Source organism: Kineococcus glutinatus (genome assembly GCF_039542765.1).
GTDB lineage: Bacteria > Actinomycetota > Actinomycetes > Actinomycetales > Kineococcaceae > Kineococcus_A > Kineococcus_A glutinatus.
Map to the genome: position 1 here is coordinate 1 of NZ_BAABIL010000154.1, position 12,064 is coordinate 12,064.

12 protein-coding genes are annotated in these 12,064 nt (G+C 77.2%); 7 read left to right on the plus strand and 5 right to left on the minus strand.

The features are described 5' to 3' along the window. The coding region (locus ABEB16_RS06675) for an aminotransferase-like domain-containing protein (protein ID WP_345711478.1) at nt 1-1,006 on the plus strand (1,006 nt) is incomplete at its 5' end. A gap of 29 nt (nt 1,007-1,035) precedes the next feature. On the opposite strand, the gene ABEB16_RS06680 is transcribed toward ABEB16_RS06675, so the two are convergent. Further along, nucleotides 1,036-2,007 (minus strand): LacI family DNA-binding transcriptional regulator, encoded by a 972-nt coding sequence (locus ABEB16_RS06680; RefSeq protein ID WP_345711479.1) that lies wholly within the window; start codon nt 2,005-2,007, stop codon nt 1,036-1,038. Nucleotides 2,008-2,135: 128 nt separating this feature from the next. Here ABEB16_RS06680 and ABEB16_RS06685 point away from each other — a divergent pair, with 128 nt between their 5' ends. From ABEB16_RS06685 to ABEB16_RS06700, 4 genes are all read left to right on the plus strand, one after another. Continuing rightward, nucleotides 2,136-3,767, plus strand: a complete 1,632-nt coding sequence (locus tag ABEB16_RS06685) for an amidohydrolase (RefSeq protein WP_345711480.1) — start codon at nt 2,136-2,138, stop codon at nt 3,765-3,767. 61 nt (nt 3,768-3,828) lie between these two features. Further along, nucleotides 3,829-5,220: an APC family permease gene (locus ABEB16_RS06690; protein WP_345711481.1), complete on the plus strand. Its 1,392-nt coding sequence runs from the start codon at nt 3,829-3,831 to the stop codon at nt 5,218-5,220. Continuing rightward, a complete protein-coding gene (locus ABEB16_RS06695; protein WP_345711482.1) occupies nt 5,217-6,068 on the plus strand; it encodes a nitrilase-related carbon-nitrogen hydrolase in 852 nt (283 codons plus the stop codon). Before ABEB16_RS06690 ends, ABEB16_RS06695 begins: the two co-directional genes overlap by 4 nt. A 193-nt stretch (nt 6,069-6,261) precedes the next feature. After that, the gene (locus ABEB16_RS06700) at nt 6,262-7,056 is read left to right on the plus strand and encodes a hypothetical protein (protein WP_345711483.1); all 795 of its coding nucleotides are present in this window, start codon (nt 6,262-6,264) and stop codon (nt 7,054-7,056) included. 60 nt (nt 7,057-7,116) lie between these two features. Here the strand turns inward: ABEB16_RS06700 and ABEB16_RS06705 are convergent, their stop codons facing one another. The 3 genes from ABEB16_RS06705 to ABEB16_RS06715 form a co-directional block, all read right to left on the minus strand. Beyond that, nucleotides 7,117-7,797 (minus strand): hypothetical protein, encoded by a 681-nt coding sequence (locus ABEB16_RS06705; protein WP_345711484.1) that lies wholly within the window; start codon nt 7,795-7,797, stop codon nt 7,117-7,119. A 10-nt stretch (nt 7,798-7,807) separates the two neighbouring features. Continuing rightward, nucleotides 7,808-8,692, minus strand: a complete 885-nt coding sequence (locus tag ABEB16_RS06710; protein ID WP_345711488.1) for a PhzF family phenazine biosynthesis protein — start codon at nt 8,690-8,692, stop codon at nt 7,808-7,810. A gap of 437 nt (nt 8,693-9,129) precedes the next feature. Then, a complete protein-coding gene (locus ABEB16_RS06715) occupies nt 9,130-9,756 on the minus strand; it encodes an FMN-dependent NADH-azoreductase (protein ID WP_345711485.1) in 627 nt (208 codons plus the stop codon). Between the two features lie 516 nt (nt 9,757-10,272). On the opposite strand from ABEB16_RS06715, the gene ABEB16_RS06720 reads away from it, so the two are divergent. Beyond that, nucleotides 10,273-10,842, plus strand: coding sequence for a DUF4865 family protein (locus ABEB16_RS06720; protein ID WP_345711489.1), 570 nt, complete (start codon nt 10,273-10,275; stop codon nt 10,840-10,842). A 62-nt stretch (nt 10,843-10,904) separates the two neighbouring features. Here ABEB16_RS06720 and ABEB16_RS06725 read toward each other — a convergent pair whose 3' ends face one another. Then, entirely contained in the window at nt 10,905-11,318 is a 414-nt protein-coding gene (locus ABEB16_RS06725) for a rhodanese-like domain-containing protein (RefSeq protein WP_345711486.1), read from the minus strand. Nucleotides 11,319-11,370: 52 nt separating this feature from the next. On the opposite strand from ABEB16_RS06725, the gene ABEB16_RS06730 reads away from it, so the two are divergent. Beyond that, the coding region (locus tag ABEB16_RS06730; RefSeq protein ID WP_345711487.1) for an AfsR/SARP family transcriptional regulator at nt 11,371-12,064 on the plus strand (694 nt) is incomplete at its 3' end.

Below are 12,064 nucleotides of genomic sequence, written 5' to 3' on the forward strand. Positions count from 1 at the left end.
CAGCGTGCTGGCCGCCGCCACGGCCGCCGACCTCGGCTACGGCGACCCCCGCGGCAGCGCCGTGCTGCGCCGGGAGCTGTCGGGCTGGCTGGCCCGCACCCGCGGCGTGGGCGCCGCGCCCGACGACCTCGTCGTCGTCACCGGCGTCGCGCAGGCCCTGGCCCTCACCGCGCAGGTGCTGCACGCCCGCGGCCACCGGTGCATCGCCGTGGAGGACCCGGGTTCCCGCGGGGCGCGGGAGCAGCTGGCGCACTGGGGGCCGGTGCCGGTGGGGGTGGGCGTCGACGACGACGGCCTCGACGTGGCAGCGCTGGCGGGCACCGCCGCGGCCGCGGTCCTCGTCACCCCCGCCCACCAGTTCCCCACCGGGGTGGTGCTGGGCCCGGCGCGGCGGCGGGCGCTGCTGGCGTGGGCCGCCGAGCGCGACGGCCTGGTCGTGGAGGACGACTACGACGCCGAGCACCGCTACGACCGCCGCCCGGTGCCGGCGCTGCAGGCCGGCGCCCCGGAGCGGGTGGTGTACATGGGCAGCACGTCGAAGGTGCTGGCCCCCGGGCTGCGGCTGGGCTGGCTGCTGGCCCCGGGGCGGTTGCGGGCGCAGGTGGTGGCGGCCAAGCACGCCAGCGACATCTGCTCCCCGGTGCTGCCGCAGCTGGTGCTGGCGCACCTGCTGGCCACCGGGGTGCTGGAGCGGCACCTGCGCCTGGTGCGCCGGAGGCAGCGGCAGCGGCGCGACGCCCTGCTGGCCGGGTTGCGCGAGCACCTGCCCGCCGCGCGGGTGCACGGGGTGGCGGCGGGGTTGCACCTGCTGGTGACGCTGCCGGGGTCGGTGCCGGAGGCGGAGGTCGTCGCGGACCTGGCCTCCGGCGGGGTGCGGGTGCAGCCGCTGGCGATGCACCGGCTGCGGCCGGGCCCGCCGGGGCTGGTGCTCGGGTACGCCGCCACCGGCCCGGACCTGCTGCGCGAGGCCGCGGCGGCGATCGGGGCGGCGGTGGCGCGATCCTGACGGCGCGGCGGGGACGGCCCTCGGCGGGCTCAGCGGGCGCTGCTGGCCCGCTCGACGAGCTGCAGCGGCAGCACCTCGCGGGTGCCCGGCGGGCGGCGGCCGGCGAGGACGTCGAGCAGCAGCCCCGCCAGGCGGCGGCCCATCTCGCGGGCCGCGAGGTCCACGGCCGTCACCTGCAGCGCGCGCAGGACGGGGCCGTCGGCGTAGGCGGCGAACAGCAGGTCGCCGGGCGGGTGCAGCCCCCGCGCCCGCACGGCCTCCAGCGCGGGGGTGGCGCTGCCGTCGGGCACGACGAGCAGGGCGTCGGGGGGTTCGGCCGACCCCAGCAGCTCGGCGACGGCACCGGCCACGACGACCGGGTCGGAGGCCAGGCCGACGTCGCGCACCAGCGGCGGGACCGAGCGCTCGGCGCACCAGCGCTCGTGGGCGGCGCGCAGGTCGTGGCCGTAGGCGGTCTCCGTGCCCGGCGCGAGGACGGCGGTGCGCCGGGCACCGCGGGCGGCGAGGTGGTCGAGCAGCCGGACCGCCGTCGCGGCGTGGTCGCTCTCCACGGTCCCGGCGTGCGCGGCGCCGGGGGTGAGGTCGCGCTCGCAGGTGACGACGGGCAGGCCGGCGGCCGCGAGGGCGGCGACGCCCGGATCGCCCAGCGCCGGGTCGGCGACGACGACGCCGTCGACGTGCAGGCCGGGACGCGGCGGGGAGCCGGTGGGCAGCAGCGTGAGGGCGGCGTCCTCGGCGTGGGCGCGCTCGGCCGCGCCGATCGCCAGCTCCATGTAGTAGGTGAGGCCGGCGGTGCGCTCGGGCACCCGCAGCCCGATCGCGCCGGTGCGGCCCCTGCGGAGGTTGCGGGCGGCGAGGTTGGGCAGGTAGCCGAGGTCGCGGGCGGCGGCGGCGATGCGCTCGCGGGTGGCGGCGGTGATGCGCCCGCGCCCGGCGAGGGCGTCGGAGGCGGTCGTCGTGGACACCCCGGCGGCGCGCGCGACGTCGCGGAGGGTCGGCACGACACGAACGTTACGTCACAGTCCTTGCCGGATCGTTCCGGCGGTGCTTCGCTCGGACCCCGCCCCGGCAGCGCCGCCGGGAGCGCCGCCGCGGGGCCGTCCCGTCCCCCACCGCAGGAGGGCAGCGCATGACGCAGCACGCCGACCTCGTCGTCACGGGCGCTACCGTCCGCACCCTCGACGCGCGCGGCAGCACCGCCGGCGCCGTGGCGGTGCGCGGGGACCGGGTCGTCGCCCTCGGCACCGAGGAGGTGGCGGCCGTCACCGGCCCGCGCACCCGCGTCGTGCACGCCCCCGGCGGCCTGGTGCTGCCCGGGTTCGTCGACGCCCACGTGCACACCCCCGTGGCGGGGCGGAACCTGCTCAACGTCTGGCTCAACGACCTCGCCGGGCCCGGCGCGTACCTCGACGCGATCGCCGCCCACGCCGCCGCCCACCCGGGCGCCCCGTGGGTCGTCGGCGGCGGCTGGGCGATGGAGCACTTCCCCGGTGGCACCCCCCGCAAGGAGGACCTCGACGCCGTCGTCCCCGACCGGCCGGTGTTCCTGTTCAACCGCGACGTGCACGGCGCGTGGGTGAACTCCCGCGCCCTGGAGGTCGCCGGCATCACCGCCGACACCCCCGACCCCTCCGACGGGCGCATCGAGCGGGACCCGGACACCGGTGAACCCAGCGGCACCCTGCACGAGGGCGCCGCCTACACGTTCAACGACCGGTTCGTGCCGCTGCCGACGCGGCAGGAGTGGGAGGAGGCGATCCTCGCCGGGCAGCGGCACCTGCACGCCCTGGGCATCACCGGCTGGCAGGACGCCTGGGTGACGCCCGCCACGCTGGAGGCGTACCGCGCCCTCGCCGACGACGGCCGGCTCACCGCCCGGGTCGTCGGGGCGCTGTGGTGGGACCGCCACCGCGGGCTGGACCAGATCCCGGAGTTCTGCGCCCAGCGGGAGTCGGCGCCCGGCGGCCGGTTCCGCGCCACCAGCGTGAAGATCATGACCGACGGGGTGCTGGAGAACTTCACCGGCGCGCTGCTGGAGCCGTACTGCGACGGCTGCGGCGGCCACACCGACAACCACGGCCTGTCCTACGTGGAGCAGGACCTGCTGGCCGCCGCGGTCACCGAGCTGGACGCGCTGGGTTTCCAGGTGCACCTGCACGCCATCGGCGACCGCGCGGTGCGGGGCGCCCTGGACGCGGTGGAGGCCGCCCGCACCGCCAACGGCGCCCGCGGGAACCGCCACCACATCGCCCACCTGCAGGTGGTGCAACCCTCCGACGTGCCCCGCTTCGCCGCCCTCGACGTCGTGGCGAACTGCCAGGCGTACTGGGCGCAGAGCGAACCGCAGATGGACGAGCTGACGCTGCCCTTCCTCGGCCCCGAGCGCGCCCGGATGCAGTACCCGTTCGCGTCGCTGCTGCGCAGCGGGGCGCGGCTGGCGATGGGCAGCGACTGGGCCGTGACGACCGCGAACCCGCTGGAGGAGATCGAGGTCGCCGTGCGCCGCACCGACCCGGAGAACCGGCACAACGCGCCGTTCCTGCCGGAGCAGGCGCTCACCCTGGACCAGGCGCTGCGGGCGTTCACGTCCGGCTCGGCGTACGTCAACGGCGACGAGGACGACGCCGGCACCCTCGCGGTGGGTTCCCGCGCCGACCTGGTCCTGCTGGACCACGACGTCGTCGCCACCGGCGAGCCCCCCGCCGACGCCCGCGCGCTGCTCACCGCGGCCGCCGGCGCCGTCGTCCACGACGTCCTGTGAGACCCCGACCTCCCCGTCCGAACCTCCCGTCCGAACCTCCACCGTCCGAAGGAGAACGCGCATGAGCCGGGCGAGCGCTCCCCCCGCCACCACCTCGAACCAGGCCCCGCGCGTGCGGATGCGCCGCGTCCTCGGGGTGCCCTCCCTCGTCGTCTTCGGCCTGGCGTACATGGTGCCGCTGACGGTGTTCACCACCTACGGCCTCGTCACCGACATGACGGGCGGGCACCTGCCGCTGGCCTACGTGGTGACGCTGGCGGCGATGCTGTTCACCGCCTACAGCTACGGCTGGATGGTGCGCGCCCACCCCTCGGCCGGCTCGGCGTACACGTACACCCGCCGCGCGTTCGGCCCGCACGCCGGTTTCCTCACGGGCTGGACGCTGCTGCTGGACTACGTGTTCCTCCCGATGATCAACTACCTCGTCATCGGCATCTACCTGGCCGAGGCCGTCCCCGCCGTGCCGGCACCGGTGTGGGTGCTGGCCTCCATCGCGCTCGTCACCGCCCTCAACGTGCTGGGCATCACCCTCGTCAACCGGATGAACGTCGCGCTGCTGGCCGTGCAGGGCGTGTTCCTCGCCGTGTTCGTGGTGGCCGCGCTGCGCACCGTGGCCGGCGACGGGGCGCCCTCGCTGACGGCGCCGTTCTGGTCCGCCGGCACCGACGTGTCCGCGGTGCTGGCGGGCTCGGCGATCCTGTGCCTGTCCTTCCTCGGTTTCGACGCCGTCTCCACGCTCGCGGAGGAGGCGAAGGACGCCCGGCGGACGATCCCGCGGGCGATCCTGACCTCGGCGCTCGCCGGCGGCGTCCTGTTCGTCGTCGTGGCGTGGGTCGGGCACCTCGTGCTGCCGGACCACACGAGCTTCACCGACGTCGACTCCGCCTCCCTCGACGTGATGGCCGCCGCCGGCGGGGACCTCCTCGAGGCGTTCTTCACCGCCGCCTACGTCGCCGGCTGCTTCGCCTCGGCGATGGCCTCGCAGGCCGGCGTGTCCCGCATCCTCTACGCGATGGGCCGCGACCGGGTGCTGCCGCGGCGGTTGTTCGGCACCCTGCACGCGCGTCACCGCACCCCCGTCGCGGCGGTCCTGGCGGTGGGGCTGGTGTCCTGCCTGGCGCTGTCCATCAGCCTGGAGCTGGCCGCGGCGATGGTGAGCTTCGGTGCCCTGGTGGCGTTCTCGTTCGTCAACCTCTCCGTCGTCAAGCACTACCTCGTCGACTCCGGCCGGCGCGGCGCCGGGGACGTGGTGCGCTTCGGGGTGCTGCCCGGCACCGGGGTGCTGCTGACGCTGTGGTTGTGGACGAGCCTGTCCGGCACGACGTTCGCGGTGGGCCTGACGTGGATCGCCGTCGGGTTCGTCTACCTGGTGGGCCTGACGCGGGCCTTCCGCCGCCCGGTGCCCGAGCTCGCCCTCGACGAGGTCGAGGGCGCCCCGGAGCCGGTGCGGTGAGCGCCGTCCCCGGCGCGGTGGACGTGGCGGTGTGCCAGGTCCGGGTCGCGGTGGGGCGCGCGGAGGAGAACCTCGCCCGCGGTGCGGCCGCCGCGGAGGAGGCCGCCCGCCGCGGCGCCCGGGTGGTGGTGCTGCCGGAACTGCTGCGCAGCGGGTACGTGTTCGGCTCCGCCGCCGAGGCGCGCGGGCTCGCCGAACCCCTCGACGGGCCCACCGTCACCACCCTGGCGGACCTGGCGCGCCGGCACGACCTCGTCGTCGCCGCCGGGCTGGCCGAGCGCGCGGGCGACGGCTCGCTGCGCAACAGCGCGGTGCTCGTCGACGCCTCCGGGTTGCGCTCGGTGTACCGCAAGGTCCACCTGTGGGACCGGGAGGGGGAGTTCTTCGTGGCCGGCGATCGGCCGCCGGAGGTGGTGGAGACGGCGGTGGGCCGCCTGGCCCTGGTCATCTGCTACGACCTGGAGTTCCCCGAGTGGATGCGGCTGGCGGCGCTGGCGGGCGCGGACCTGGTGTGCGCGCCGACGAACTGGCCCGGCCCGCGCCGCCACCCGGGCGAGCGGCCGATCGAGGCGGTGCAGGTGCAGGCCGGGGCGGCGGCCAACCGGATGTTCGTCGCCGCCTGCGACCGCACCGGCGCCGAGCGCGGCGTGCAGTGGGTGGCCGGCTCGGTGGTCGTGGGGCCCGACGGCTACCCGCTGGCGGAGGCGGTGCCCGGCGGTGGCGAGCAGGTGCTGCTGGCGCGCTGCCGGCTGGCCGAGGCCCGGGACAAGCGGACCTCGGCCCGCAACGACGTCCACGCCGACCGCCGCCCGCACCTGTACGCGGGGCTCGGCGGCGGACCGACCTGAGAGGGTGTCGCGTCGCTGGTCGAAGGCGCCGAGCGGGTGCTGGGTGGCGACCACCGGGTGACGCGACACCCTCCCGGGGGATCGTCCCCGGTCGGCGGGACAGCGGCCGACAGGGCCGCGACAGCCCCCGGCGCCACGGTGGTGACACGCGCCGCACCGAGCGGCGGGCCGACACCGCCGAGGAGACACCACCATGACCGGACCGGGCACCGATGCCACCGCCGACGCCGCTTCCGACGCCGCTGCCGACACCGCTATCGACGCCGCTGCCGTCCCCGGGGCCCGCGCCGCGGGTGGGCCGGCACCCGGCGTGAGCCTCCCGCTGCGCACCCTGCGCGCCGGGGTCTGGGCGCTGCCGGTGCACGGGGTGCTGCTGACGCTGAGCACCCTCACCCACCAGCCCGACCACCGCAGCGACTTCGCCGCCTACGCGCAGTACGTCACCACCACGCCGTTCCTGCTCAGCCACCTGCTGGCCAGCGTCCTCGGTGCGGCGATCGGCGTCGTGGGCCTCACCGCCGCGGCGGCGCTGGCCGCCGGTCCCAGCGGCCGCCCGGGCCGCAGCCTCCTCGCCGCCGCGCTCGGCACCGCGGGCAACGTCGTCAACACCGCCCTCTTCGGTGTCGCCGCCTTCGCCCAGCCCGCCATCGGCCGCGCCTACGAGGCCGGTCCCGCGGGGGCCGCGCACACCGCCGTGGAACTCAACGACGACGTCTACGGCCCCGAGTTCCTGGGGACCGCGGGGGTGGCGCTGTTCCTGTGGAGCGCCGGTGCCGTCCTGCTGGGGCTGGTCCTGCGCCGCAGCGACCGGCGGCTGCGCGCGGCCGGTCTGGTCTACGCCGTCAGCCTGCCGCTCTTCTTCCTCGCCGGGCTCCCCGGCAGCGTGGTGCAGCCGCTGAGCGGGGTGGCCTACACCGCGGCCGCGGTCGTCGTCGCCCGGCGCCTGCCGCGCGTCGCGGCCCACCGCGGCCAGGCCCTCGCCGGCTGAAGCCGGTCCGGCGGCACGCGGGCGGGCCCCCGGATCCCCGGGGGCCCGCCCGCACCCTTCTCAGCGCACCCACACCCGCAGCTCGCCGACGGCCTCGAAACCGCCCGCGAGCGCCGCGTCGAGGTCGTCACCGCTCTCGTAGCCGCTGAGGGGCCGGCCGGGGAACAGCGCCGCGACGGCGCCGGCCAGCTCGGCCCGGTCGAGGCGGTGGCCGGGCACCGCCCACGTGTTGGACACGTCCACCACGCCGCTGCCCAGGCGGGCGACCGCCCCGGCGACGAACTCCCCGTCCACCCGGCGGGCCAGGACGGCGAAGTGCCCGCGCAGCAGCAGCCCCGGGAGCAGGACGGCGGCCGTGTCGTGACGGGCGGTCCAGGCCGCGAGCTGCTCCGGGGTGCCGACGCGGACCCACGGACCGGCCGCCGCGGGGGCCGGGGCGCGGTGCAGCCAGGTGGCGGAGAACAGCTCCCGCAGCCCCGCGCCCGACAGGTCCAGGGTCGCGAAGCTGTCCTTGACGCCGGCGTGCCCGCGGCCGGTGAGGCACCGGGCGACCTGCTCCGCCGTCACGCCGGGCTCGACGACGACGGCGTCGGAGTGCAGCGGGGGCGGTGCGCCCGTGCTGCACCACAGCCCGCCGGACAGGGTGGACCCCACGCCGTGCAGGGCGAAGAGGTCCTCGCACCAGCCGATGCTGGCGTCGACCGCGCAGCGCAGCCGGTGGTCGGGCACCGCGCCGCTCACGCCGCCCCCCTCACGCCGTCGCGCCCATCGCCACGGCGCTGCCGGTGACGGCGATGCCGGTGGCGGGGTCGGCGGGGATGCCGACGTGCAGGGTGCTGGGCCGGCCCATGTCGTGCCCCTGCAGGACGGTCAGGCGCGCGGGGAGCGCCACGTGCCCGCCCTCGCGCAGGTAGCCGCCCAGCGCCGCCGCGGCCGCCCCGGTGGCGGGGTCCTCCACGACACCACCGGGCGGGAAGGGGTTGCGCGCGTGGAACGTGGTGGCGTCCTCGCGCCAGACGAGGTCCACGGTCGTCCAGCCCCGCGCGGCCATCAGAGCGCCCAGGGCGGCCAGGTCGTAGTCCAGCGCCGCCAGCCGCTGCCGCGAGCGGGCCGCCAGGACCGGGTGCCACGCCCCGGCGTAGGCGGCGCGCGGGGGCAGGGCGGGGTCGAGGTCGGCGGCCGACCACCCCAGGGCCTCCAGCAGCGCCCGCAGGTCCGCCTCCGGCAGCTCCCGCGTCGCCGGGGGGACGCTGGTGAGCGTCGCCCGCCACGAGCCGTCCGCGGCCCGGTCGGTGAGCACCCCCACCTCGCCCGCGGCGGTGCGGTAGATCAGCCGGCCCGGCCCGTGGCGCTCGGCGTGGGCCACGGCCGAGGCGATGGTGGCGTGCCCGCAGAAGCTGACCTCGGCGAGCGGGCTGAAGTAGCGCACGTCCAGCCCGCCCCCTCCGCCGGGGGACAGGAAGGCGGTCTCGGAGAAACCCACCTCCGCCGCGACGGCGAGCATCCCCGCGGCGTCGAGGCCGGTGGCGTCCAGCACGACGCCCGCCTGGTTCCCACCGGCCGGGTCGGTGCTGAACGCCGTGTACCGCAGGACCTCCGGCCCCCGCCCCGCCCGGTTCCCACCCGTGACCGCCACGTCCACGTCCTCCGCCTCTCGCCGTCCTGCACCCGCGTCCTGCCCGGTCGGTGCCGGCTGCGGCGCGTCCCCCGGGGCCACGACCCCGGGCTCGATCCAGTACTCCGCGATGAGGCCGTCGCGGACGCGGTAGGTGCCGCGGTCGCAGCGGCCGCCCCCGCCCCGCAGCGGGTCCTGCCGCCAGCAGGCCGTCACCGCACCCGCGGCGGTCTCCACCGCCAGCACCTCGAAACGCCACGGACCCTCCGCGGCGAGCATCTCCCGGACGTGCTCGGCGTACCCCGCCGGTGTGCGGGGCACGACGGGTGCGGAGGTGCCGGGTGCGCCCTGGTGGGCGAGGACCCGGGGGGCCAGGAACTCCGCGGCGCGCGAGGGGTCCCGGCCGGAGCGCACCTGCGAGAGGAAACCCCGGACGACGTCGGCGTCCGCGAGCCCGGTCACAGCTTCCCCGCCGCCTCGCGCGCCCGCTCGTGCGCCGCCGCGCGGGCGGTCGCGGCGTCGGCGGTGGCGAGGTTCGGGCGCAGGTGGACCTCCTCGACGTCGGTGATCCCGGTCCAGGCCAGCCAGTCGCGCAGGAACGGCGCCTGGAAGTCGGAACCGAAGGTGGCGGGGCGCCCGGGCCCCCAGACGGCGCTGGTGTAGAGGGTGACCGCCTTCTTGCCGGTGAGCAGGCCGGTGTAGCCGTCCACCGGGTCGAAGCCGAACACCATGCCGGGCTGGCTGACCACGTCGATGAACTGCTTGAGGACGTACGGGACGCCCGCGTTCCACATGGGGACGCTGAAGAGGTAGCGGTCGTAGGAGTCGAACCGCTCGAACGTGTCGACGGCGCGCTGCCAGGCCCGCGCCTCGGCGCCCTCGGGCACCCCGCCGGCGAAGACGGTCATCTTGGCGGCGGCGGCGTCCGGCCCGAACGCGGGCAGCGTGCCGTCCCACAGGTCGAAGGTGTCGACGTCGTCGAGCGGGTTGAGCTCGCGGTAGGTGTCGAGGAAGGTCGCCGCCAGCGCCAGGGACTCGGAGAGGGAGCCGCGGGGCGAGGCGGAGAGGTGCAGGAGACGGGACACGGGAACTCCTCGGTTTCCGGGTGGTGGGTCTCTGTGGTGGGTCTCTGTGGTGGGTCTCTGGTGGTGGGTCTCTGGTGGTGGGTCTCTGGTGGTGGGTCTCCGGCCGGGTGGTCGGCCACCGGGTCCCCCTCCGCGGCGGCGGGTGCCGGGCGTCTCAGCGCGCAGGGGCGGTCACGGTGTCCTCCTCGTGGTCCCGGCCGGCCCGGTGCCGGTGGCGGGTTCGGGAGGACGACCGTCGCAGGGGGTGGTTTCACGCCGCTGTCGCCCGGCGGGCACCACCGCTGCGCCCTCCCGCGCGCGCGACAGGGCCGCGACAGGGCGCGCGCCCACGCTCGTCCGCGTCCCGGGGGGCCGCCCGCCTGCGCGTGGTCTCCCCCGACGCCGACACCAACACCGCCTGCGGGATCCGCGGCATGCCGACGATGATCCCCTTCCGGGGCGGTGAGATCGTCGAGACGATCGCGGGCGCCGCGCCGGGGCCCCGACGGACCGGCCGAGGAGACCGCCGTGCACGTGATGCAGTACGAGATCGGGCTGCCCGCCGACTACGACATGGACGTCATCTCCCGCAGGGTGGCCGACCGGGGGCACGCGACCGACGACTTCCCGCACCTGGGGCTCAAGGCCTACGCCGTCCGCCGGGTCGGCCGGCACGGCTCGGCCGTCAACGCCTACGCGCCCTTCTACCTCTGGCGCGACCCCGCGGGGCTCAACGCCTTCCTCTACGGGCCCTTCCGGGCCATCGTCACCGACTTCGGGAGACCGGCGGTGCGGAACTGGGTGGGCGTGGGTTTCCACCGGTCCCCGGAGGTCGTGGGGACGCCGGTGTTCGCCACGCGGGAGGTGCGCCAGGTCCCCGACGGCACCGCTCCCGCCGGCGTCGTCGAGGAGGCCGCGGCCCCGGTGCACGCCGGCCCCGGCGTGCACTGCGAGGCGGTGGCCGTGGACCCCTCCCGCTGGGAACTCGCCCGCTACACCCTGTGGACCGAGGTGCCGGAGGTCCTGGACCCGGCGTGGACCTGCTACGACCTGCTGCACGTCTCCGCACCGCACCTGGGGGAGCTGGCCACCGGGCGCCTGTGGTGAACCCCGCGCCGGGAGCCGGGGCCTCAGGGCGCGGGAACCGGCACCACGAGGGCGAAGCGCGCTCACGCGGTGCCCCCGCCCGTCGCGGCGGCCGGGGGCACCGGGCCGCGCTCCAGCGGCAGGCCGGCGAGGACCCAGTCCTGCTTGCCGCCGGGGTAGCTGCGCACGTCGCCGTAGCCCAGCGCCCGCAGCCGGTGCGCGACGGAGGCGCAGTTGTGGCAGGCCGGGTCGCTGCCGTAGACGACGACGGGGGCGGCACGACCGGGCAGCAGCAGCGGGGCGAGCTCGTCGACGCGGTCGTGCGGGACGTTGACCGCCCCCGGCAGGTGGGCGTCGGCGTACCAGCCCGGCCCCAAGGTCTCCACCAGGCGCGCGCCGGCGGCCACGAGCACGAGGACCTGCGCGCGGTCCACCTCGATGGGGTCGGGGCGGGTCCCGGCGGGCGGTCCCGCGGGCGGGCTCGTGTCGGCGTCCACGGGCAGTACTCTTCGCGGGTTCCTTTCACGCCGCTGTCGGAGGCCGGACCGGATGCCCACGCAGCTCCTGGTGCTGGGGCCGCTGGAGGTCCGCCGCGACGGCCGGGTGCTGCCCGTGCGCCGCGGGCGGCCGCGCCGGCTGCTGCTGGCCCTGCTGCTGCGCCGCGGCGTCGCCGTCGCCCCGGACACCCTCGTCGACCAGCTCTGGGGCGACGAACCCCCGCAGAACGCCGGCAACGCCCTGCAGGTCCTCGTCTCCCGCCTGCGCGGGGCGGTGGCCGGCGACGACCTGCGCATCGAGCGCACCGCGGCGGGCTACCGGCTGCTGGTCGACGCCGACTCCGTGGACGCCACCCGGTTCGAGGCGCTGGTGCGGGCGGCCGCGTCCCCGTCCGCCGGTCCCGGTGCACGGTTGCGGGCGGCCGGGGAGGCGCTGGCCCTGTGGCGCGGCCCCGCGCTCGACGAGGCCGCGGAGGACGACTTCGCCCGCGGGGACGCCGCCCGGCTGGAGGAGCTGCGGCTGCAGGCGCACGAGGCCCGCGCCGCCGCCCTGCTGGAGCTGGGGCGCTCCGACGAGGCGCTGCCGGACCTCGGCCGGCTGGTGCGGGAGCACCCGTTCCGGGAACGCCTGCACGCGATGCTGGCCCTGGGCCTGTACCGCTCGGGCCGCCAGGCGGAGGCGCTGGCGGCCCTGGACGAGGCCTGCGCGCTGCTGGCCGAGGAGTTGGGCCTGGACCCCACCACGG